The organism is Chroococcidiopsis sp. [FACHB-1243] (assembly GCF_014696895.1).
Lineage (GTDB): Bacteria > Cyanobacteriota > Cyanobacteriia > Cyanobacteriales > Chroococcidiopsidaceae > Chroococcidiopsis.
This window is the reverse complement of record NZ_JACJQX010000019.1, coordinates 18,631-40,658: the sequence shown is the minus strand read 5'-3', so window position 1 is coordinate 40,658 and position 22,028 is coordinate 18,631. Positions and strand designations below refer to the sequence as shown.

Genomic DNA, 22,028 nt, shown 5'->3' with positions numbered 1-22,028 from the left:
GTAGTTGCCTGCCCAGTAGATCATACTAAATACTTTTTGCCAAGCGCGATTGCCCCCCTTTTAAACAGAACATACAGTGGTTTTGGAGTCAGTATCGCCGATCGCCAATGGTTCGGAACCGCCCAAAGTCCTAATTTTAATTTCTTGATAAAACTCTTCTTGCGATAATTCCACCTTAGATTGGGCTGAGAGTAGCAGCAACGCCCAAAAGACGCTGACTTTTTCGTGTTTTTGCGATGAGTGGCAACCGCGATCGCTCAGTAATTCGCTATGAGACATAGTAGCTGCAATAGATGTGGCGACTTGTTTCGTTTGCGTCCATAAATCTACTAACTGTTCTAAATTTAGCCAATTTTGTTCTAAAGTAAAAAATTGTGCCGAGTAGCGAGATAAAAACTCTTCCAGTTCTCGCGCTACTTGAGTCAGATTTTCCTGGTGAGCTAGTTCTAAGGGCTTGCGAGCATCTGCGCGTGACTGAGATACAGAACGGCGGCTGCGGCTAGTTTTGGCTGTCAGATTGCCTTCAGACTGCAACTGAGTCGCAATTAGCTGCAAATGCTCGATCAAATCTTGGAGGGTTACAGGGCGTTTTTGGGGAGGTACGGCAACCGGACGACGATGTAATTGCTGTTCTAGAGGCAAACGTAACCGCGTAGCAAACTCCCCTTCCCCTACCAGCAATAACTCTTCTGTATCCAGTTCTAACTCGTCAGGGGGAGAGTCTAGTCCGGTAAGAGTATTAGCTTTAAATAAGACTAGCAGCGATGCCAGTAAAAAAGCCTGTCCCGATTGAGATAAATTTGATTCGTACGAGCCTGGTGTTATTTCTTGGGCAGCTAGCAACGCATTCAAGTAGCGATCGATCGCTTCAATGACTCTGACATCCCAAGGATCGATTTCTCCTCTCTGTGCCAGCTCAATTAACAGCGCAATTCCTTCAAAAATTTCAGCAGCATTCATGCTTGACCTAAAAGAACGTCATTGGTCATTAGTCATTGGTCATTAGTCATTGGTTAAGTCGCAAGTGACGAATGACGACAAAAGACATAGCTTAATCTAAGTCTTACCGCAAGATCTTGAAGGGGAAATTCGAGATTGGTAAAATAACTCAACAAAAATTAAAGGAGTTAGGCACTTAATGAGTTCTCATTGCCACTCTTCCTCATTTTCTGTAACTTGAGATCGACTCGTTAAAGGTTGAATCACCCGCGCGATCGCCTGCTGAACGAACTCGCGAATAAATTCATCGCGGCGACTTAATTGAAACTGTTGCTGTACGACTTCAGCAATTCCGCCATCACCCCAATCGCGATCGCGGCGGAAATATTCAATGAAACTTCTGCCAGCAATCCGAGTTAAATAAGCCGCAGTCACGGCTTGAATTGCCCTGCCAATCAGAAAAGTCGGTACAGTGAGTTGTAAAGCAGCACTGAGCAACTGAAATGCCCCTTTTACAATTCCCAAACTTGCCAAAATTTTACCCAAAGATAAAGCTAGTTCTTTTCCCCGTTCGATATTTAACTCACAACCGTAAACGCTGCCAATTTCTACCACCATTTGGGCATTAACAGCCGCAGTTGCGAGTAAGTCGGCTACTGGTATCGGCGTAACCAACACCACACCCGCCACGATCCATTGATATCTTTCGACAACTTTCTCGGCTTGTTGTCGCTGTTGGCTATCGATCAGCTGACGTGCTTCTTCCCCCAGACGATGAGACTGTAGGAGAATATTATCGGCAATCAATTCTTCTCCCTCTTGCCGCAAAATCGCCGCCATGCGACGTAGTAAGGGAGTGACTTCAATATCTGGCTGAAAGATTTCCCCTTCTGGCAATGTCACGGGTTGAGGGTTAGCCGCGATCGCCACAACATCGTTGGCTGCAATTAAATCTTTAACCCGTTCGCGCAACCGGGCAAGAATTTGTTCTTTGTCCTCATCCGCATACAAATCTGTTTTGTTGAGAACGAGGAGCGATCGCTTACCAATTTCAATCAACGCCCGTAAAGGTACGTATTCCGATTGCCGCAGATCGTTATCAACCACGAATAACAGTAAATTTGCCTCAGTTGCTAACTGACGGGCTACCTGTTCTCGTTCCGTTCCCGCCACGCCCGCCTCTTGAATCCCTGGAGTATCGGTAATCAAAATTTTGCGTTCTAAACCTTTTAAGCGCAAAGTATAGGTTTGTCCTACCGTCGTCGTTCCCATCGGTGCAGCAATTTGTCCGACAATGCGCCCGAAAATGGCATTTACCAGCGAAGTTTTACCAGCCGAACCCGTACCGAAGACGACAACTTGAAGATTTCCCCGCGCTAGATTTGCTTCAATTTCTTGCGATCGCTCGATTAAAGCTTGTCGCGTCACCTCATCTTGAATTTGGGTAACTTGCTGTTTTACTGCTGAGAGATTTTCGGCAGCAGCTTCCGTCTTTTGCGGTGGGATCTGCGTTTGTTGCGCCTGTCGTTGCTGTTTTCTCCGTTGCGATCGCCTTTCTCCCCTTTGAATGACGAGTATGTAGTAGACAATTGCCCCAATCAACGCCAACATCAACCCAATAATTAAGGCAATGAGGAAATTGCACAGTAGCGGCGAATATCTGCATACCTCGGCAATCTGTGCCACAGAACTCACCAACCACAGAACTAACCCCAAGGCAATAGCAATGCCAGCAATAATGGCGATCGGGCGCAGTCGTTTCATCAATTAGGATAAGAAAAATTAATTACTCCGATCTTAATCTGGTAGTTGGTAGTTGGTAATTGGTAGTTGGTAATGGGTAGAGTTGCTCCCTTGTCTCCCTTGTCCCTCCCTGTGCTCCCTGTGCTCCCTGCTCCCTGCTCCCTACTCCCTCATTTAAGATATATTAAGAAAGCTGAACGGTGGGAGTAAAGCTTTGAGTTTAGAAGCGATCGCAGTTGCGCCAACATCGGGGACGAAACCAGCAGGATTGGTTGTGGTACTGCACGGCTGGGGGGCAAATGCTAAAGATTTAGCCTCTCTCGTACCTTTATTAAACTTAAACAAATATCAATTTTTATTTCCCAACGCCCCTTTTCCTCATCCTTATACTTCTGTAGGTAGGATGTGGTACGACCTTTCTAGCCAAGAGTATCAAGGCATCCATGAGAGTAGGCAGATTTTGAAAGATTGGCTGCTTTCCCTTGAAGCTTCTACTGGCGTACCCCTGTCAAGAACGATCTTAAGTGGATTTTCTCAGGGCGCAGCAATGACTTTGGATGTAGGATTAGGCTTACCTCTGGCGGGTTTAATTGCCTTAAGCGGGTATATGCATCCTCTGTCCCAATCCTTAGATGAAGTCCCGCCAGTACTCATTGTGCATGGTAAGCAAGACACCGTTGTACCACTCAAAGCAGCCCAATACGCTAGAGATAATTTAATTGCCTTGGGGGTTGCCGTGCAGTACCAAGAATTTGACATGGGACACGAAATTCGCCCAGAAGTACTACCACTGATTCAGCAGTTTGTCTCCGATCTTAGTGGAGAGTGAGTCGTGAGTTGTGAGTGCGTCCAACTACCAACTACCACGCACCAAAAAGAAATTACTTAACAAGTATTAAAATTACGATCGCAATCCGTTAACTTGCGGAGATTCACTCTTGATAAAGTGAGTAGTATATAGAGGGGGCTAGAAAAGAATTCGGAATTCGGAATTCGGAATTTGGAATTATCTGGTAACTGGTAACTGGTAACTGGTAACTGGTCACTGATTCTGGGGAGGATCGCAGCATGATGAAGACTTCAAGTATTTCTCGGCAAAATATTGCTGCTATGTCAGCAATAGACGTGTCAGAACTGGCAACTCGTTTAGAACAAGACAACTACACGCATGTTTTTGACGGCTTGCAGGATTGGCATTTACTCAGGGCGATCGCTTTTCAACGTCCAGAATTAGTGGAACCATATATTCATCTTCTCGATTTGGAACCATACGACGAATCGTGAAGAATTCGGAATTCGGAATCCGGAATTAATGGTAGGGGCGGATTTTTTGCAAAACCGAGGCGATCGCATGTAAATTGTGCGGTTAAATCCGCCCGTACAGGAGTCGTAAGTTGAGATGAATCTAAAGTCGCCTCGGCGAGTGTTGGTTGGAATTGGCGGAGGGATTGCGGCTTATAAGGTTTGCGAAGTTATTTCTACGCTGTTTAAATCTGGATTAGAAGTAAGAGTTATCCTAACCGATTCTGCTCGACAATTTATTACTCCACTGACGGTATCAACTTTATCTCGCCATCCAGCTTATACTGATGCGGACTTTTGGCAACCTACCCATCAGCGTCCTTTACACATCGCTTTGGGGGAGTGGGCGGAAATTATGCTAATTGCACCCCTGACAGCAAATACGCTGGCGAAATTAGCCTATGGTATGGCTGACAACTTGCTAACAAATACAGTATTAGCTTCTACTTGCCCCATATTACTAGCCCCAGCCATGAATACGGAGATGTGGCAACAAGTCGCAGTACAGCGCAACTGGCAGCAATTATTGACAGATAAGCGATTTTATGGAATGTCTACAGGATATGGGTTACTAGCCTGCGATCGGGTTGGTGCGGGGCGAATGGCGGAACCAGCAGAAATTGTGACTCATATTCAGTCTTTTTTATGTACGTCTGGCAAGCGAGACTTGCTAGGGAAACGAGTTCTAATTAGCGCGGGTGGAACGCGAGAATATCTCGATCCGGTGCGGTTTATTGGTAATCCCGCCACGGGCAAAATGGGCATTGCTTTGGCACAAGCAGCTTTCCATCGGGGGGCAGATGTAACTCTAGTACATGGTATTGTCAACGCAGAAATACCGTCAGGAGTGCGATCGCTACCTGTTGTCAGTGCGGCAGAAATGGAGAAGGCTATGTTAGAGTGCTTTCCTACTGCTGATATTACAGTGATGGCGGCGGCTGTAGCAGATGTGAAACCTGCAAACTATAGTCGCGAAAAGTTACCCAAGCGATCGCTACCCGAAAGTTTGCCTCTCGCACCCGTGACAGATATTCTCGCCCAGTTAGGACATTGCAAACAGCCTCAACAAATTTTAATTGGCTTTGCTGCCCAAACGGGAGATATAGTCACTCCAGCCTTGGAAAAATTACACCGCAAAAAATTAGATGCGATCGTTGCCAATCCGATCGATCTACCCGATAGTGGATTTGGCAGCGACAACAATCAAGCGATTTTTTTAAACAAAGCAGGCGATCGAATTGCGATCGCCTCTGGGACTAAGTTAGAAATGGCACATCGGATTTTCGACGTGGTGAGTGGTGAGTGGTGAGTGGTGAGTCAAATACTTTTAACTTTTGACTTATCCTGGATTAACTACTACCTTTAGCTGATTTAATAAACTTAAAGATTGCCAGAAGCTAAGAATATGTTTTCCTACTTGTTGCGATTGAAAGAAGTGAAAAAAGTGTCCGCCGTCAGGATGAAGGTGGAAGCGATCGCTTGCTTTGAATAAAGGTTGCCATTTACGGAGTTCGGTAGCTTCTACAATTGGATCGTCTAGACTTCCACAAACCATTAATGGTACTGACACGCCATTGTGAGGGAAATTAGCTTTTTGCCAAAGAGAATGGGGTGAAAGCGAACTATCGAGATCTTTTTCTAAAATCTTTACTAATCCCTCAATTGTGCGATCGTCATAACACCCAAATAAATTATAAGCCATTGTAGATAAAACTTTTTTCCGATTTAGAGCTTGTAAGTGAGTGTAATAGTGAACCTGCCAATCAATAGCAACATCTGCACCTACACCTAAAAGAGTCAAAGAAGCAATCTTTTCAGGATATTGACGTGCATACAAGAATCCTAATAAGCCACTCGTGCTATGTCCAATTAAGTGAACGGGATGGGTTGTCTTTTGTAAATAGTCGTTTAACAATTCTATGGCAATATCGAGCGAACTAGCTTCGTCTTGAGTTTGCGAATATTCCCAACGAGCGATTGAAACTCGTTTAGATAAATAATTTAACAAAGGCTGTTCAAAACAGCGCAAACTAGAACTAGTATTCAACCACAAATAATGGGGAAATGACATGAAAAATTCCTTCAGAGTTGAGATGACTGGTAGGGTGCGTTCATCAACGCACCCCACAAATTTCTGTTAACTATTAAACTACATGCCAAACTCTTTCTTGAGTTGCGCTACCCAAGCTTTTACTCGTTCGTCAGTTAAATCAGATTGATTATCTTCATCGATCGCCAAACCAACAAACTTCCCGTCCTTCACAGCTTTAGATTCATTAAAGTCGTAACCATCTGTAGACCAATATCCAACAGTTGTCCCACCTAATTCTGCAATTTTTTCTTCTAGAATTCCCATTGCGTCTTGAAAGTTATCGGCATAACCGATCTGATCGCCAGTCCCAAAATAAGCTACCTTCTTACCACTGAAATCAATGCCGTCTAAATCGGGGAAAAAACCATCCCAATCGCTTTGGAGTTCGCCAATGTTCCAAGTAGGGCAAGCAACAATCAAATTAGTATACTCCTCAAAATCGCTTTCATCCACATCAGCGATATTATGCAAATTTACTACATCCTCACCAAATTCTTTTTGAAGTGATTCGACAACCATTTCGGTTTTTCCCGTTGTGGAACCATAAAAAATACCGACTTTTGCCATTCTATTCTCCTGAAATTATTTTGTTTGACATGAAATCTGTTGGGAAAATCGGGAGTCGGGAGTCGGGGAAGAAACTATAATTTAAAATCCAAAATTCCCCAATTTCCCTAGCCCCTAGTCTTTAGCTTCCAATCATAGGAATCGCCCGAAATAAATTCAGGTTAGTTAAGAGCAAATAAGCAAAGATTGCTCCACCAATTCCACCAATGAAGAATCCAGTCGAAAACTGACTCCAGTTATCTACAGCTTGTAGAGACTCTGGTACGTTTGGTACTGTGACTGCAAAATTTGGGCGTGGAACTGTAACCAAGCTTTTTTCCTGTGAGGTACTACCGTAAATTGAGAACCCAATCGTCAGGATGACAATTAAACTACCTGCGGCTAGTAAACCGAGCAAATTACTGGCGCGACTATCGTTTAAGGAACCCAGCGAGCCTAGTATGGTAAAAGGACCGACTAACCAATAACCATGAGCCATCCCAATTTCTAACCCTCGCGAAAGAGGTGTAATACCAGGGCGATAAATTGGTAGGTATTTCAGAAAGTTCAGTGTCAGGTCGTTAGCCTCAACCGAGGAAAAGCGATCGCCCGATCGAGGGTTTGATAACGGTGGCTGGATCAAGTCGCCTTTTTTCAAATCGAATCCAGCGGCGATCGCGCGGGAACGGAGGGCGTGCCAAATGTGACCGAGGAGAAATATGACGGCTAGAACGAAATGGAAAGCAACCAACCAACCACGGCTAGAAACAATCCCAGGAGAACTTTCCAAAGTGCGAATCGGACCGTAAAAAACTTCGGGGTATGCGGTATTGTTCACCGAGGCAAAGTACGCCGCAAAAAAGCCCATATAGGCTATAGCACCAATACTATAGGCAAGATACGCTTCACCTGAGTAAATTAAAACTCGACGCGCCCAGGCAAACGGCTTAGTCAAGATGTGAAAAATGCCACCACCAATTAGCATTCCACCAACCCAGATGTGACCGCCAACGATATCTTCTAAGTTATTGACAGCCGCCATTCCTTCCGAACCCCAAACACCGAACAAGTAGCCAAAAATGCGGACTGGGTTCAGCGTGGGATGATTAATAACCCTCACATCTCCGCCGCCAGCTACCCAAGGGTCGAACAATCCACCCCAAAACATTGCCTTGGCGACGAGCAGTAAAGCACCTAAACCTAAAAGCATCAGGTGGATGCCTAAGATCGTCGTCATTTTATCTGTATCTTTCCAGTCATAACCGAAAAAGCCAGCCAAGGTGGGGTTATCTTCTAACACCTCTGGTCCCAGTAAAGAGTGGTAAATCCCACCCGCTGCCAGAATCACCGAAGGGATCAGATGCAAAACGCTGATGACAAAGTAGGGATAGGTACTAGTCACTTGCCCGCCAGCACCAACACCAAAGCCGAGAGTTGCTAAATGAGGTAGCAGGATTAACCCTTGTTCGTACATTGGTAAACTTGGGTTGTAACGAGATAACTCGAACAAAGTCATTCCGCCAGCCCACAACAGGATTAATGCAGAGTGGGCAATATGAGCGCCCAACAATTTGCCCGATAGATTGGTGAGACGAAAGTTACCAGCCCACCAGCCAACTTCAGGAATTTGGTTTCTGTATGGACTATCAGAAATTACTGCTGTCATTTATGCCTTCCTTGAGAAATATTTGCATCTTTTCGATCGCCGGCTCAAATTTAAGTTGAAATAATTTGCATTAAGCTAGCTTCAGGCGATCGGTTTGGGAAGGATTGCTGCCTCGCTCACTCTCCCTTTACGGAAATCCAGCCCACGCGATCGCAGTGCGTGCCAGATATGCCCTTGTAGGAAAAAGAAAGCTAACCAGAAGTGAGTGTTAGCTAACCAAGTTCGAGAAGTCACGAACTCAGGATCGGGTGATGAAAAGTAAGGTACAAAATTCTGCCGAATCGTGAGTGCAGGACCGTAAAATACTTCAGGATAAACGGTAGTGTTGACTGAGACGAAGAGAGTCGCGATAAAGCCCATGAGCGCTAAAGCACCCAAACTGTAAGAAAGATAAGCTTCTCCCGACCAAACAAATAAAGGGTGCGTCCATTGAAACGGTTTGGTTGCAATATGAAACAATCCGCCCAAAATTAATATTCCACCAACCCAAATGTGACCGCCAACAACATCTTCCAGGTTGTCAACGCCAGCGATCCAGAAATTGCCTACTGCACCGAACAAGTAACCGTAAATTCTGGCTGGATTGAGTGTCGGGTTAGTCACGACGCGCACATTTTCCACTGCTGGGTCGTACAAACCGCCGAAGTACATTGCTTTGGCGACCAATAAGAACGCACCTATCCCCAGCAATACCAGGTGAATGCCAAGAATTGTCGTCATTTTGCCTGTATCTGCCCAATCGTAGCCAAAGAAACGAAATCGATGTTCTAGAGTGGCTGGACCGCGCAGGGCATGAAAAATCCCACCATAACCCAAAAATGCAGATGAAATTAGATGGATCGAGCCGATCGCAAAATAAGGGAAAGTGCTTGTCACCTCGCCGCTAGCACCCACGCCCCAACCCTGAGCTGCTAGGTGAGGTAGTAGAATTAAACCCTGCTCGTACATGGGTTTGGCTGGATTAAAGTGAGCCAACTCAAATAAAGTCATTGCTCCCGCCCAGAACACAATTAGCCCTGCATGGGCTACGTGAGCGCCCAGAAGTTTTCCTGATAAATTGGTCAGGCGAAAGTTCCCCGCCCACCAGGGAACTTCGGTAGCGTTTTGCTCTACCGATAACGGACTCTTAGCAACAGTTGTCACCGTGCCTCCTATTGAGAAAAATATTCAACAATCTGAGAGAACAGATTACAACATGAATCTAGTTATTGACAATAGTTTTTATTAAAATTTTTGAGGGAGTCGTTATTAGGGAGCAAGGAGCGCACGAGCAGGGAGTAGGGACAAGGGAGACAAGGAAGCAATTCTGGTTCCACCAGCCATTAGCCACTCTTCCGAGTTGCGACTTACGACTCCTAACGCCCTAACCACAACTTCTGTTGTTGCAGGCAAGCAAGGGCGATTCTTGTTTCTACTTGAGGAAATTCTTCGTAAAAGCGGCTGACACTCAGAAAAGATTTGGGCGTGTGCAGAACGACGATCCGATCGCCCCATTGTTCTAGCCAAGGTAGCAAGGTTTGAGGTGCGACGGGAGTGCAGAGCCAAACTGCTATGTGATTTTGCGATCGCAGCGTTTGGGCGGCTACTGCCATTGTCATTCCAGTGGCAACGCCATCATCGACTAAGATCGCGATCGTATCTCGCGTTTGTTGGGCGATCGCGCTATGTTGGGAGCGACCAGAATTGAGGACTGCCATCTGCAATTTTGCCTTGCTCAGGGCTGCTTCCAGCGCTATTTTTCCCGGTGGTGAATTTTGGAGAGCAATTGATGTTTGTCCTGCCCACATGACATTACCATCTGCTGTAACTGCTCCAATCGCTAGTTCTGGATTTTGGGGATGACCGATCTTTTTTGCCACCACAATATCTATCGGACAACGCAGCCGCCGCGCTACTGGCACTGCTACAGGCAATCCTCCCCGTGGTAGAGCATAGACAATCGGATAAGGGGCAACGTTAGAAACAGCCGCAATTTTGTCCAGAAGACGATGAATTTCTGGTGCTAGTTGTTCTCCAGCAGCAACGCGATCGCGAAACAATATAGCAGTTGACATACTTTCGGCTGAGGACGGCATACTGCTTATATCTTCAAGGATGTTTCCGCAGTTTAACTGTGTTCTACAGGCTTTTTTCCAATCGGCTAGCAAATGCAACAAGATTTATTTTTTCAGTAATAGTTTTCTCATTTTCAGTCTTAGTCGGGAGTCAGGAGTTGTAGGGGCGGGTTTAGTCAATAAATCGGCAACTGAAGCAGTCAATCTTTGGTCAAAACCCGCCCGTACAGGAGTCGGGAGTTGTAGGGGAGATAAGTAGATAGAAAGAGGGTTAAAGTAGTCACAATTTCGCTACAATTGGAAGGTTTGCTAGCGCAGCTACAATTTTTATTCCATGTCTAGCGAAGACCAACTCAACTTATTTGCAACTTCAGATATCGTCGAACCAGTCGCACCGCCGCAACTGGATCTGATTCCCACAAATGCTAAAATTCCCATTCCCCCAGGAACATACCCCAGCCTAGTTGAATTGGCACAGCACTGCAATCAGTGCCAGCGCTGCGAACTAGGAGCAACGCGCCATCATGCCGTAGTTGGGCGAGGTCATCCCCAAGCCCCGATTATGATTATTGGCGAGGCACCAGGGCAAAACGAAGATGAGACAGGGTTGCCCTTTGTGGGGAAAGCCGGACAACTTTTAGAGAAAATTCTAGATTCTGTAAAATTAAATACAGACAAAGATATATATATCTGCAATATCAATAAATGCCGACCACCAGGAAATCGTACCCCCACGACTGATGAAGTAGAGGCTTGCAAGCCTTATTTGTTAGAACAAATTCGCCTAATCGAGCCAAAAATTATTCTTTTAACTGGCGCAACAGCACTCAAAGGATTGTTAGGCGAAAAAAGAGCGATATCTAAAATTCGTGGTACGTGGTTGGAGTGGCAAGGACGCTTGTGTATGCCCATCTTCCATCCTGCTTATTTGTTACGCAACCAATCTCGCGAAAAAGGTAGTCCTAAGTGGTTGATGTGGCAGGATATTCAAGAAGTGAGAAAAAAACTGGATGAGATTTGCTAGTAGGGTACGTTATTTAATGCACCCTACTCCTTCGCATCTCGCGCCCGACTTCTGGCTCGACAATCACGCAACCAAGTTTCAATTGCCTGGGCAATAATACCATCACTCGTTTCCTCTGGTGGCGTGGGGGGTCTTTTGCTAGCGCGATCGCCAATTCGAGTAAACATACTAGCCAAACGCCATCCATCTTCAGTTTTGGCGAAAAAAGCCCAGTGAAACCCCTGCAATTCTACGGCGCGATCCTTTAAATACTGTCGCTCCAAGGTAGTAAAAAAGATCTGCTGTACGTCTTCACCGTCCGCCTGTGGCGATTTAGGCTGGTAAACACCAGGATCGGTAGTTAAAGGTTCAAACTCTGGCTGTCCTGCTACCAATACGTATGTGTAAAGATCGGTACTGCGGTTTAACTTACGAGCGCGTTGACTAGTACGATTGGCATATCCAGGTAAATCTCGTAGGAGTTGGTCGGTCAGAGTTTTAATATCTTGCGTGAAACAGCGGGAGTCGGGAGTCGTAGGGGCGGGTTTAGCAAACAGATTGACAGCCTCAACCGGAAATCTTCGTTCCAAACCCGCCCGTACAGGAGAGTCGGGAGTCGGATAAATCTTAGTAGGGGCGGGTTTACCCAAGATATTTGTTATTAGTGAAGTATCTTGGTAAACCCGCCCGTACAACAGTTGATAGGAGCGCACGTTTGTTATTAGTGAAGTATCTTGCCGCCCGTACAACAGTTGATAGGAGCGCACGGCTGTGCGTCCGGCTGGGGTAATCGAGACAGCAGGAAGTGGGGATAAAAAGGCAACAAAAATCGAGATAAACTGTAAAATCCTCACTCCCCCAGTTCCCTCAGCTCTCTTCATCACCCCGCCAACTCCTGACAAATACGCTCCCAAGCCTCCTCTGGATTGGCAGCAGCAGTAATTGGACGACCAATGACAAGATAATCTGCCCCTGCTTGAATTGCCTGCGTGGGGGTAAGCGATCGCGTTTGATCGCCTTTTGCTGCCCAGCTCGGACGCACCCCAGGACACACTAAGAGAAAACCATCGCCGCAAATCCGCCGCAACTGTTCTACCTCTTGCGGCGAACAAACAGCCCCATCTAAACCTGCTTCCCGAGCTAATGAAGCCATTTCTAAGGCATATTCCGGTAATTCCAGGGGAATTTTTAACTCAAAGGCAAGCTGACGGGCAGAAAGGCTCGTTAAAACAGTAATCGCAATTAATTTTGGTGGTGCTACACCCGCCGTCTTTGCTCCCTCCTGTGCCGCTTGTTGAGCCAGTGACAAAGCATCTTTACCAGCAGTCGCATGAATCGTCAGTAAATCGACTCCATACCCTGCTGCTGCTCGACATGCCCCAGCTACCGTATTCGGGATATCGTGAAACTTAAGGTCTAGGAATATCCGCTTTTGCCGCTGTTTCAACGTACTGAGAATACCACCGCCACAGCTAACAAATAATTCTAACCCTACCTTCCAAAAGCTGACCTGCGGCAACCGATCCACAAGCGCGATCGCAAGAGCTTCTGTTGGTACGTCTAGGGGAACGATAATTCGGTCTGTATGCATGGGTGTTGGGTTTAGAGACAAGGGAGACAAGGAGGACAAGGGAGAACGATCGCCAACTACCAACTACCCATTACCCATTACCATTTACTAATTTGACAAATTTATTTTTGCCAACTTGTAAGACTTTACCATCCAATTCATCTGGAGAATTGAAGATTAGGTCTACTTGGTTGAGGCGATCGCCATCCAGTTTAACTGCTCCGCCTTGAACTTGCCTGCGGGCTTCTGAACTAGTCGGACACAAACCACTGGCGCTGACAATGTAAAACAATTTTGCTGGAAATTTGATTTGAGATAGCGAAAATTCTGGTACGGCTGAAGTATCGGCTGTATTGCCTTGTACCAGTGACATTGCTGCTTTTTGAGCGTTTTGAGCAGCTTCTTTGCCGTGATATTGACTGACAACCTCTAAAGCAAGCAGCTTCTGGCGATCGCGGGGAGTTTCCGGCAAACTGTCTAAGGGTAAATTTGTCAATAGCTCGAAATAATCTTTGAGCAAATGGTCTGGCGTTTTTTCCAGCTTAGAATACATCAATAGGGGGTCTTCTAGCAGTCCCACTTGATTTCCCAGCGACTTAGACATTTTCTGGTTGCCATCCGTGCCAATCAAAATTGGTAACAGCACGCCAAACTGTGGCTTTTGTCCGAAATGTCTTTGCAAATCTCGCCCTACAGCAATGTTAAATTTTTGGTCTGTCCCACCCAACTCTACATCTGCTTCTAGCGCTACAGAATCGTATCCCTGTACCAGGGGATAGAGAAATTCGTGGATGTAAATGGGATTTTCTTTCTCGTAACGTTCGGCAAACCCTTCTTTTGCCAACATTTGCCCGACAGTCATCGTAGACAACAATTCTAGAATTTTGGTCAAATCGAGTTTTGACAACCATTCTGAGTTGTAACGAACTTCCAGCTTGTCGGGAGCAAAATCTAAAATTGGACGTACCTGATCTAAATAATTCTTAGCATTCTCGGCAACTTCTGCCGCACTCAATTGACGGCGAACTTCCGATCTGCCAGTCGGGTCGCCAATTCTAGCCGTGAAATCGCCAATCAGCAAAACCGCTTTATGTCCGGCATCCTGAAACGCTCTGAGCTTGCGGACTGGAATACTATGACCTAAATGAATCTCCGCGCCAGTGGGATCGATCCCGAACTTGATACGCAAGGGTCGATTTGTCGTTTTTAACAATTTTTCCAGACTTTCTTCAGGATTGCTAGAATCAGGCTGGTCTGGAAAGATTTCGCTGACACCACGTCGCAGCCAATTTGGATCGGGTGTCGCGGTGGCTAATTGAGAGCTTGGCTCTTGCCTTGGGGATGATAAATTCGTTACACTCACTCGCAACCTTCTCAATCGCTTAATTGACAGACTACTATAGTGACAAAATTATCCGCTGATTTGGCGATCGCGATCGCAGACAAATCTCTTGGCTATTAAGTTGAGGAAATTAAACCGCTGTGTCTTCTAGCATTGCCCGAGAAAAACCGAGATATTCATCACCTGGCTGGAAATTTCTAAAAGAAGTCAGTCAGGTGACAGGCGGAACCCTTCTAGCAGTCATTATGTTGACTAGTGCCATTGTAGCTGGAGGGCTAGTCGGCTTAGCAATTAGCTTCCGCAACTTACCCGATGTCAGAGTTCTGCGTAACTATATTCCTTCTGAAACATCTTACTTTTATGACATAAACGGCAAAGTTCTTGCTAGCATTCACGGCGAAGCCAATCGCGAAGTCATACCTTTAAATAAAATCTCTCCAGAATTAAAACGAGCAGTCCTGGCGATCGAAGACAGTCATTTTTATTCCCATAACGGCATAAATATTAGTAGCGTCGGGCGTGCCTCAATCGTCAACTGGCAACGCGGGGCAGTTGCAGAAGGCGGCTCGACACTGACGATGCAGCTGGTTAAAAATATTTTTCTGACGCAGCAGCGCCGATTTAGCCGCAAAGTTGCCGAAGCAGTCTTAGCCATTCGTTTAGAACAAATTCTCAGCAAAGACCAAATTTTAGAAATGTACCTCAATCAAGTGTATTGGGGACACAACACCTATGGTGTAGAAACAGCAGCCCAAAGCTATTTCGGCAAGTCAGCCGCAGATTTAAATTTGGCGGAAGCGGCGATGATGGCAGGAATCATTCAAGCACCGCAAAACTACAGCCCATTTGTCAGCATGAAAACGGCGAAACAACGCCAAGAAACTGTTTTGAACCGAATGCGTAGCTTGGGCTGGATTACGGCAGAGGAAGATGAGAAGGCGAGAGAAACGAAAATTACCCTGGGGAAAGTTCGCTCGTTCCAACGTAGTAGTATGCCCTTCGTCACCAATACTGCGGCTCAAGAGTTAGAACGGGAATACGGACTAGAAGCCGTGCAAAAAGGCGGGCTGCGGGTGCAAACTACCATTGATTCCAGAATGCAGCAGATCGCCGAAGAAACCGTAGCAAAATGGCATAAAACCATTCGCTCTCAGGGAGTCCGCGCCGACCAGATGGCTTTGGTATCAGTCGATCCGCGCACTCAATTTATTAAAGCATTGGTAGGTGGGGTAGATTATCAAAAAAGCGAATTTAACCGAGCGACTCAAGCCCGCCGCCAACCAGGATCTTCTTTTAAGCCGTTTGTCTATTACACGGCATTTGCTTCAGGAAAATTTACGCCCAACAGCGTTATCAACGACACTCCGGTCAGTTACCGCATCCCTGGGGGAATTTGGACTCCGAAAAATTACGATGACTCTTTCAACGGTCCCATGCCAGTGCGGCGATCGCTCGAAGTGTCGCGTAACATCCCCGCCGTGAAGCTAGGTAGTGCTGTGGGTTTGAATAAGGTGGTCGAGACGTGCCGTATCTTAGGCATCAACAGCCCGATGGAACCAGTCCCATCTTTACCATTAGGAGCGATCGGTGTCACGCCTTTGGAAATGGCAAGCGCCTACGCGACAATTGCTAATTACGGTTGGCAGTCCAAACCAACTATTATTGCCCGCGTCACCGATAGTAGTGGTAACGTTATCCTCGATAACTCGCCCAAACCCCAACTCGTTTTAGAACCTTGGGCAGCCGCTACCTTAACAGATGTGATGAAAGGGGTAATTACTAGCGGGACGGGAACCGCCGCCCAAATCGGTCGCCCCGCCGCAGGTAAGACGGGAACTACTTCCTCAGAAAGGGATATTTGGTTTGTTGGTTTCGTGCCTCAACTATCCACAGCGGTTTGGGTAGGCAACGACAACTACCGTCCTGTAGGTAAAGGTGCAACAGGTGGCGTATTCGTTGCCCCGATCTGGCGATCGTTCATGTCACAAGCCTTGAAAAATACTCCAGTTGAGAATTTCCGTCCTCCTTCTCAGTTCGATCGACCTAAATGACGAAGCTGAGGGAGACAAGGGGGACAAGGAAGCAGGGGAGCAGGGGAGCTTCAGGTGCAACTACCAACTACCAACTACCAACTACCAGTCCCCTACACCCCACACCCTTTCATCACGCATCACTTTCTTTGTAGGGAAAGCCGTACATGGCGGTGGTTCTCTTTTTTTGGCTAATTAGTTTAATATTAAATTAATCGATATTGAATCAATTGGCAAAACCAAGTTGGGGGAAGAGATATGATTACACTCAGACAAAGCCAAGAACGGGGACATGCAAATCATGGGTGGTTAGATAGCTATCACACCTTTTCATTTGCAAACTACTACGACCCCTCTCACATGGGATTTCGATCGCTACGAGTAATTAACGAAGATCGAGTCCAGCCAGGAAGAGGGTTTGGGACTCATGGACATCGGGACATGGAAATTCTCACCTACGTTCTTGAAGGCGCACTCGAACATAAAGATAGTATTGGTAATGGGGAGATCGTCCGACCTGGAGAAGTACAACGGATGAGTGCTGGAACGGGAATTATGCACAGCGAATTCAATTCTTCTGCTACCGAACCAGTTCACCTGTTGCAAATTTGGATTCTGCCCGATCGCCAAAGCTTGGAACCGAGTTACGAACAAAAAGCATTTTCAGTTGCAGAAAGACAGGGAAAATTGCGCTTAATAGCAGCTAAAGATGGACGCAATGGTGCTGTGACAATTCATCAAGACGTGGATTTGTATTCAGCCATATTGCAACCGCAAGATCGGGTCACTTATCAATTGCAACCAAATCGTTATGCATGGTTGCAAGTAGCGCGGGGTGCAGTGACGCTTAACGGTCATCATTTAATGGCTGGAGATGGAGTAGCAACCAGCGCCGCTGAATTGTTAGAAATTAGCAGCGATCGCGACGCGGAAATATTACTTTTTGACTTGGCGTAGTTGCGGCGGGAGATAGAAGGGACAAGGGAGACAAGGAGGACAAGGGGGCGCAACTACCAACTACCAACTACCAATTCCCTACACCCTTCTTTCTTTCTTCACTGATAACTGATAACTGATTTAACGACACACTTTTGCATGAGGCATACTCGCTTTTCCTAATATTGCCGTGCGGTAAAGGCGATCGAATTCTCGTTCGTAGTGGGCTGCAACTGTGGGACGATCGATGATAATTAAGGTTTCATCATTAGAATAATTTGCCGCTTCCGACCAATTGTGGCTACCTGTAATGACTTGTCTGCTATCTAATATTGCCATTTTACTGTGTACGCCGCGATCGCCTATTGTTGCTTTGGGAAAACCAACTGTATTAATGGGACGATGCCAAGGTTTGATATGATTAACACCCTTTTTATGACGAGGCAGACATAATCCCATTGCATCGTAGGCTTTAGAGTAAGATTGTCGATAAAAATCTGGGTCTATCAGGATTTTTATATCTTCTACTCCTGTATCTCGTACTGTTGCTAAACTATCGCTAATTTCTCGATCTGAAAATACGAAAACGGCAACATGTACACTTTTTTTCACATTTTTGATGTAGTAAGAAATCGTACCATTACTAGTCATAGCAAGGTTTTCAGTGCGAGCAGCAGGTGAAAAACTCAGCGTCACGTGACCCGTTCCAACTAAAAATGTTAAAGGCTGTCTGCGTGGTTTATGAGATTTAAATAATCCCTGCCACATATAATTAAACTCATCTGTTAAAGCTTGAGCAATTTGAGGATTGTTGGGAATGACGACCATATTATTTGGATTACCTCGACTTGCCGGAACCTGAAAATCTCCATGCAAATCGGAAGTTGTAAAGTTACCGCTAGATATAATTGTAGTTTTATTATCTACAACTAAAAACTTATGATGCATTAACCCACTGCCTCTAGTTTTACCATTAGCAGTATTGGAGTCGTCTTTAATTTCAATGCCATGCGATCGCAACAAAGCTAAGGCATCGATTGGATATCGTTTTAGTTCTTCGTAAGCTCGGCGATCGTGTCGCTTCATACGAGCAATTTCCGCTGAAGTATAATCTGCTAAAGTTTTATTATATTGACTATCAATTATTAGTCTGACTTTTACACCTGCTTTCTGTTTAGCAACGAGTGCTTTTGCAACCAAAGGAAGTCGAAATTCCATCACTGCTAAATCTATTGACGATTGAGCTTGAGATATGGCATCGATCGCTTGTTGTTCTAGATTGTCCCCTAAACGCATAAAATGCCGATAAGGGTCTTGATAAGAAGCGGCTTGATTTTGATTAAAATAAACTTGAATAGCAGAGTCTTGAGGAAGCGGTTGAGTAATTTCTAAGTGTGTTTTGGGTTTGAATATTTGAAATAAAACAAACCCAAAAACTAATAACAATACAAATAAAGCTATTTTGACTGTTCGTAAATGCTGGGGGCGAGTTAAGCGTTTCTGTCTCATTCCTAAAAGTCGCGTTTTCTAGACATTTTTTGCAGTTTTGAGAAATGTGTCGTCACAAGTAACTGGAAGGACTGACTCATGATGATACGAACTTATAATTCCCAATTTCCGAGAATTGTTATCTTCATACCATTTCTCTAAAATTATCTTCTAGACGCTCTTCTATAGCCCCCCTTTTTAAGGGAGTTAGAGGATCGAAAAACTCAGTTACCTCCTCGCCAGATCCCCCTAGTCCTCTTTGGGAAACGGGGAAACCAAAGAAAGTTGCACGTCGTGTCTTTCACTAAAATTTGGTTTTAGAAAAGCTTCTATAGCCCCCCTTAAAAAGGGGGGTTGGGGGAATCTCGCCAGTCGCAGTCAAAAAGTAAAATGATAAAAATAAACAAACTTAGGGCGATCGCCATAGTAAACTTGCAACAGGACTTGCAATATAAGTATCAAAAAATATAAGTAGTAAGTCAAAGATAGACATGAACATCAAAACAGTTTGCGCTTCACTACTTTTAGTATTAATCCCTTTATCGCTTGCCATCAGCGGTTGCGATGCTGAAGAAAATAATTCTGCCAATAATTCTGATGTAACTTCTACTACTCAAACTACAGAAATCAAGACAAACTTAACACGATCGGATCGATCTACCGAACTCGATCCGTATGCAGCAGAAGCCTACTATCAGCAGCTATTGGCACAATATGGGGAAAATTATCAAGAGTGTTTAGAGCCTGTATCAGTTAATCTCGATGCGGTTACGAACTCAAATGCTTCTAAGGTAAATCCCACAGAAAAAATTACTAAAATGAAGCAGCAGAATAAAATATTTGTGTTAGACGCTTCTGATTCTATGCGAGTGTTTACAGGTAGCGGTACTACGAAATTCGACATTGCTAAAGCTGCGATCGCTCGTTTTGTCAGTACATTTCCTTCTACAACTCAAGTTGGAGTTAATCTATTTGGCGATCGCAGCGCCGATGCAACAACAGATCCGACTACTGTATGTGCTGCTAGCGAAACTATGTATTCCCTAGTACAGCTGAGCAGCTTAATTTTAGCACCAGCCAACGAACCCACCTCAGAGGCTGAATTTCAACCAATTTATAAACCAATAACGGCAAGTCTATCAAGATTAAACGATATTCTCAGCGATCGCGATGGGACTAGCAATCAAAATATTATTTATTTAATTACTGATGGGACAGACAATTGTAATGGTGATGCTGTAGCAGTTGCCAGAGAACTACACAATTCTCCGGCAAAAATTACGGTAAATACGATCGGCTTAGATGAAAACGAAACCACGCAGCAGCAGTTGCAAGCCATAGCTGAAGCTGGCGGAGGTGAGTACTTTCTAGTACGCGATGCCAATGAATTCAATACTGCTTTTGAACGGACACAAGAGAAAATTGAGGCAGAAAAATATACAACAATTCAACTAACAGAAAATCGACCTCAACCTCCTACAAGTTCTAATCCTAGCATCAATCAGATTACAGCCTGTACTACAGTTAAAATGAATCGCGAGCTAGGTCAAATTATTAGTCAGGTTAATCGTTTATCTGCACTGCAAGGAACAAATCTTAAGTATAATAATCATGTTTTAGCCCGTTTGAAAGAAAGGCAAGAGCGGATTACAACATGGCGCGATCGCTTATTAACTAATACTGGCAATCCTCAAATAGATTTAAATTTATTTCGGCAGGAATTGGCACAGGCGACGCAATAATTTGTCATTTGTGAGTGGCTAGCTCTCATCGCCACTGCTCGCTACTTATTTCAATAACAAATAATAAAGTTGTCCGTTACTGACTGTAACTCCAGCACGCTTTGCCGCTAGATCGCCTGTTCCCATAAAGTAATCGACTCTACCCGCTCCTTTGATGGCGCTACCCGTGTCTTGATTGAGGACGTAGCGGCTAACAGTACGCTGTTCTAGCTGTCCTTGTCGATCGAAATGGAATTTGAGTATGAATCAGCGCTAAAGCACCAGGCGGCGTAAGTGACTTATCTGTGGCGATCGATCGCTCGGCTGTGACTGGTACTCCCAGGTATCCGTGAGGTGCAGCGTTGTTTGTGGGTTGAAAAAAGACAAAAGTACGGTATCGGGGTAGATATGTATTTAATTCTGCCGGGTGGTGAATACTGCGATCGCATTTAAATTTTTCAGTTATTTCATCGTTGTAATTCTGCATGAAGAACTCAAATACCAACATTGTAAAAAGGTGTCAGAATAATCTATTCGTCCGATAGTAGCCCGTACAAGGAAGTTAGCGTTAGATTATATAACGATACTTATACTAAGACAGTTGTACTAACCCAAACTTTAAGACAGATAGAATCTAACTATGGCTGCATTTGATGTAGAGCATTCAATCGATACCAACATGGAACTATCATCAATATCTACCTCTTCTGAAGTAGATATTCTCCGCGAACAAGTAGAGATTCTCCGCGAATAGATGGAGTCTTTACATCGGATGGTAGAACATCTAGGAGCAGAGTTACTTGATAAGCAGCAACAAATAGAAGCTCTAGAGCAAGAATTAGAACAAACAAACAAAGAATTGTGCCGCGCACTCGCCCCACAGCAACAAGAGATTACCCCAGCAAAAGATTACCAAGGGAAAGCACTCGATCGGCAAGTTTTAGTCAGCGAGTCTTTAGTTGCACTATTCAATGCTACTTCTGGTCGCGCCATCCCAGCACAGAAACTGGAGGTAGAAGAGGCGATCGCCAACACAGCTACTCTACCGAACATGATAGCTCAGCAAATCTTAAATGATTCAAAAGAATTAAGAACTCATTCACAGAAACTTAGCTTTCAATTCAACGAGCTAGGATTTCAGTTTATTGGTAATAAAGCTAATTTCATGCAACTTCAAGAGAAAGTAGCTCGGAAATTAACAGAATTGCCGCAGCAATTTGGCAAGGAAACGATTATGTCTCAGCGTTTGCGAGCAAATCAAACAAAAGCTGAAGTCAATGTAAGGCAACTTCAAGAACATGTGGAGCAAACCAAGGAATTGTTAACTCAACCCAAGGGTTATGTAAAATTAGTAAAGTCGATATCAGCCAGTTATTATAACTCAATAAAATCCGCGAAACTCGATTTAAGCTTAGCTTAAATCGAGTTTCGCCTTAACTTGGTAGTTATCTTAAGAAGTACTATAGAAATCCTAAATGATTCGTAAATTTTGGGTATTGCTTGTTAACGGTTGACTGTCAACCGTTAACCATCATAACGATGTGTTTATAACTCAAGTTGGATTGCTATCTTATCTGCTGGAATCCCTTTGCCTCG

20 protein-coding genes and 1 pseudogene are annotated in these 22,028 nt (G+C 44.9%); 9 read left to right on the top strand and 12 right to left on the bottom strand.

Features of this window, described 5'->3' with window-relative positions; translation table 11 throughout:
* Positions 1 to 60: 60 nt before the first annotated feature.
* Together H6G17_RS15515 and H6G17_RS15510 are read right to left on the bottom strand one after the other, a co-directional pair.
* Positions 61 to 960, bottom strand: coding sequence for a ScpA family protein (locus tag H6G17_RS15515; protein WP_192158618.1), 900 nt, complete (start codon positions 958 to 960; stop codon positions 61 to 63).
* A gap of 186 nt (positions 961 to 1,146) precedes the next feature.
* The gene (locus tag H6G17_RS15510) at positions 1,147 to 2,703 is read right to left on the bottom strand and encodes a GTP-binding protein (RefSeq protein ID WP_192158615.1); all 1,557 of its coding nucleotides are present in this window, start codon (positions 2,701 to 2,703) and stop codon (positions 1,147 to 1,149) included.
* Positions 2,704 to 2,896: 193 nt separating this feature from the next.
* Here H6G17_RS15510 and H6G17_RS15505 point away from each other — a divergent pair, with 193 nt between their 5' ends.
* The 3 genes from H6G17_RS15505 (at position 2,897) to coaBC (ending at position 5,293) form a co-directional block, all read left to right on the top strand.
* The gene (locus H6G17_RS15505; protein WP_106548269.1) at positions 2,897 to 3,511 is read left to right on the top strand and encodes an alpha/beta hydrolase; all 615 of its coding nucleotides are present in this window, start codon (positions 2,897 to 2,899) and stop codon (positions 3,509 to 3,511) included.
* Between the two features lie 242 nt (positions 3,512 to 3,753).
* The gene (locus H6G17_RS15500) at positions 3,754 to 3,966 is read left to right on the top strand and encodes a DUF2555 domain-containing protein (RefSeq protein WP_041462484.1); all 213 of its coding nucleotides are present in this window, start codon (positions 3,754 to 3,756) and stop codon (positions 3,964 to 3,966) included.
* 115 nt (positions 3,967 to 4,081) lie between these two features.
* A complete protein-coding gene (gene coaBC, locus H6G17_RS15495; RefSeq protein ID WP_192158613.1) occupies positions 4,082 to 5,293 on the top strand; it encodes a bifunctional phosphopantothenoylcysteine decarboxylase/phosphopantothenate--cysteine ligase CoaBC in 1,212 nt (403 codons plus the stop codon).
* 30 nt (positions 5,294 to 5,323) lie between these two features.
* Here the strand turns inward: coaBC and H6G17_RS15490 are convergent, their stop codons facing one another.
* The 5 genes from H6G17_RS15490 to H6G17_RS15470 form a co-directional block, all read right to left on the bottom strand.
* Complete coding sequence (locus tag H6G17_RS15490) at positions 5,324 to 6,055, bottom strand: alpha/beta hydrolase (protein ID WP_192158610.1); 732 nt, start codon at positions 6,053 to 6,055, stop codon at positions 5,324 to 5,326.
* A gap of 78 nt (positions 6,056 to 6,133) precedes the next feature.
* Positions 6,134 to 6,643, bottom strand: coding sequence for a flavodoxin FldA (fldA, locus tag H6G17_RS15485; protein ID WP_192158608.1), 510 nt, complete (start codon positions 6,641 to 6,643; stop codon positions 6,134 to 6,136).
* 121 nt (positions 6,644 to 6,764) lie between these two features.
* Positions 6,765 to 8,288, bottom strand: coding sequence for a chlorophyll a/b binding light-harvesting protein (locus H6G17_RS15480; RefSeq protein WP_192158606.1), 1,524 nt, complete (start codon positions 8,286 to 8,288; stop codon positions 6,765 to 6,767).
* Positions 8,289 to 8,369: 81 nt separating this feature from the next.
* On the bottom strand, positions 8,370 to 9,431 hold the full coding sequence (locus H6G17_RS15475; protein WP_192158604.1) for a chlorophyll a/b binding light-harvesting protein: 1,062 nt from the start codon (positions 9,429 to 9,431) through the stop codon (positions 8,370 to 8,372).
* Between the two features lie 212 nt (positions 9,432 to 9,643).
* The gene (locus H6G17_RS15470; RefSeq protein WP_192158603.1) at positions 9,644 to 10,342 is read right to left on the bottom strand and encodes a phosphoribosyltransferase family protein; all 699 of its coding nucleotides are present in this window, start codon (positions 10,340 to 10,342) and stop codon (positions 9,644 to 9,646) included.
* Positions 10,343 to 10,676: 334 nt separating this feature from the next.
* Here H6G17_RS15470 and H6G17_RS15465 point away from each other — a divergent pair, with 334 nt between their 5' ends.
* On the top strand, positions 10,677 to 11,366 hold the full coding sequence (locus H6G17_RS15465) for a uracil-DNA glycosylase (RefSeq protein ID WP_192158602.1): 690 nt from the start codon (positions 10,677 to 10,679) through the stop codon (positions 11,364 to 11,366).
* A gap of 23 nt (positions 11,367 to 11,389) precedes the next feature.
* On the opposite strand, the gene H6G17_RS15460 is transcribed toward H6G17_RS15465, so the two are convergent.
* The 3 genes from H6G17_RS15460 to tyrS all read right to left on the bottom strand — a co-directional run bounded on the left by H6G17_RS15460 (position 11,390) and on the right by tyrS (position 14,278).
* The gene (locus tag H6G17_RS15460; RefSeq protein ID WP_206757161.1) at positions 11,390 to 12,247 is read right to left on the bottom strand and encodes a hypothetical protein; all 858 of its coding nucleotides are present in this window, start codon (positions 12,245 to 12,247) and stop codon (positions 11,390 to 11,392) included.
* A complete protein-coding gene (gene pyrF / locus H6G17_RS15455) occupies positions 12,226 to 12,936 on the bottom strand; it encodes an orotidine-5'-phosphate decarboxylase (protein ID WP_192158598.1) in 711 nt (236 codons plus the stop codon). The genes H6G17_RS15460 and pyrF overlap by 22 nt, the downstream gene beginning before the upstream one ends.
* A 70-nt stretch (positions 12,937 to 13,006) precedes the next feature.
* Positions 13,007 to 14,278, bottom strand: a complete 1,272-nt coding sequence (gene tyrS, locus H6G17_RS15450; protein ID WP_192158596.1) for a tyrosine--tRNA ligase — start codon at positions 14,276 to 14,278, stop codon at positions 13,007 to 13,009.
* Between the two features lie 119 nt (positions 14,279 to 14,397).
* Here tyrS and H6G17_RS15445 point away from each other — a divergent pair, with 119 nt between their 5' ends.
* Genes H6G17_RS15445 through H6G17_RS15435 form a run of 3 tightly spaced genes read left to right on the top strand, consistent with a single transcriptional unit; the run spans position 14,398 to position 17,244 of the window.
* On the top strand, positions 14,398 to 16,308 hold the full coding sequence (locus tag H6G17_RS15445) for a PBP1A family penicillin-binding protein (protein WP_192158594.1): 1,911 nt from the start codon (positions 14,398 to 14,400) through the stop codon (positions 16,306 to 16,308).
* Positions 16,265 to 16,486 (top strand): hypothetical protein, encoded by a 222-nt coding sequence (locus tag H6G17_RS15440; RefSeq protein ID WP_192158592.1) that lies wholly within the window; start codon positions 16,265 to 16,267, stop codon positions 16,484 to 16,486. Before H6G17_RS15445 ends, H6G17_RS15440 begins: the two co-directional genes overlap by 44 nt.
* A gap of 59 nt (positions 16,487 to 16,545) precedes the next feature.
* Positions 16,546 to 17,244: a pirin family protein gene (locus tag H6G17_RS15435; RefSeq protein WP_192158590.1), complete on the top strand. Its 699-nt coding sequence runs from the start codon at positions 16,546 to 16,548 to the stop codon at positions 17,242 to 17,244.
* A 120-nt stretch (positions 17,245 to 17,364) separates the two neighbouring features.
* Here H6G17_RS15435 and H6G17_RS15430 read toward each other — a convergent pair whose 3' ends face one another.
* Entirely contained in the window at positions 17,365 to 18,732 is a 1,368-nt protein-coding gene (locus H6G17_RS15430) for a phosphatidylserine/phosphatidylglycerophosphate/cardiolipin synthase family protein (RefSeq protein WP_192158588.1), read from the bottom strand.
* Positions 18,733 to 19,202: 470 nt separating this feature from the next.
* On the opposite strand from H6G17_RS15430, the gene H6G17_RS15425 reads away from it, so the two are divergent.
* Positions 19,203 to 20,453: a VWA domain-containing protein gene (locus tag H6G17_RS15425; protein ID WP_192158586.1), complete on the top strand. Its 1,251-nt coding sequence runs from the start codon at positions 19,203 to 19,205 to the stop codon at positions 20,451 to 20,453.
* A gap of 45 nt (positions 20,454 to 20,498) precedes the next feature.
* Here the strand turns inward: H6G17_RS15425 and H6G17_RS34660 are convergent.
* Positions 20,499 to 20,862, bottom strand: a pseudogene (locus tag H6G17_RS34660) (3D domain-containing protein); the annotation flags it as partial.
* Between the two features lie 324 nt (positions 20,863 to 21,186).
* Between H6G17_RS34660 and H6G17_RS15415 the strand changes: the two are divergent.
* Positions 21,187 to 21,852 (top strand): hypothetical protein, encoded by a 666-nt coding sequence (locus H6G17_RS15415; protein WP_192158583.1) that lies wholly within the window; start codon positions 21,187 to 21,189, stop codon positions 21,850 to 21,852.
* Positions 21,853 to 22,028 lie beyond the last annotated feature (176 nt).

What these genes read in the sequence shown, in the direction of transcription:
- H6G17_RS15465 (WP_192158602.1), top strand. Translation starts at nt 10,677, where the DNA reads ATGTCTAGCGAAGACCAACTCAACTTATTTGCAACTTCAGATATCGTC.
- H6G17_RS15415 (WP_192158583.1), top strand. Translation starts at nt 21,187, where the DNA reads ATGGAGTCTTTACATCGGATGGTAGAACATCTAGGAGCAGAGTTACTT.
- H6G17_RS15480 (WP_192158606.1), bottom strand. Translation starts at nt 8,288, where the DNA reads ATGACAGCAGTAATTTCTGATAGTCCATACAGAAACCAAATTCCTGAA.
- H6G17_RS15500 (WP_041462484.1), top strand. Translation starts at nt 3,754, where the DNA reads ATGAAGACTTCAAGTATTTCTCGGCAAAATATTGCTGCTATGTCAGCA.
- H6G17_RS15435 (WP_192158590.1), top strand. Translation starts at nt 16,546, where the DNA reads ATGATTACACTCAGACAAAGCCAAGAACGGGGACATGCAAATCATGGG.
- H6G17_RS15425 (WP_192158586.1), top strand. Translation starts at nt 19,203, where the DNA reads ATGAACATCAAAACAGTTTGCGCTTCACTACTTTTAGTATTAATCCCT.
- H6G17_RS15490 (WP_192158610.1), bottom strand. Translation starts at nt 6,055, where the DNA reads ATGTCATTTCCCCATTATTTGTGGTTGAATACTAGTTCTAGTTTGCGC.
- fldA (WP_192158608.1), bottom strand. Translation starts at nt 6,643, where the DNA reads ATGGCAAAAGTCGGTATTTTTTATGGTTCCACAACGGGAAAAACCGAA.
- pyrF (WP_192158598.1), bottom strand. Translation starts at nt 12,936, where the DNA reads ATGCATACAGACCGAATTATCGTTCCCCTAGACGTACCAACAGAAGCT.
- H6G17_RS15470 (WP_192158603.1), bottom strand. Translation starts at nt 10,342, where the DNA reads ATGTCAACTGCTATATTGTTTCGCGATCGCGTTGCTGCTGGAGAACAA.
- H6G17_RS15430 (WP_192158588.1), bottom strand. Translation starts at nt 18,732, where the DNA reads ATGAGACAGAAACGCTTAACTCGCCCCCAGCATTTACGAACAGTCAAA.
- coaBC (WP_192158613.1), top strand. Translation starts at nt 4,082, where the DNA reads ATGAATCTAAAGTCGCCTCGGCGAGTGTTGGTTGGAATTGGCGGAGGG.
- H6G17_RS15510 (WP_192158615.1), bottom strand. Translation starts at nt 2,703, where the DNA reads ATGAAACGACTGCGCCCGATCGCCATTATTGCTGGCATTGCTATTGCC.
- H6G17_RS15515 (WP_192158618.1), bottom strand. Translation starts at nt 960, where the DNA reads ATGAATGCTGCTGAAATTTTTGAAGGAATTGCGCTGTTAATTGAGCTG.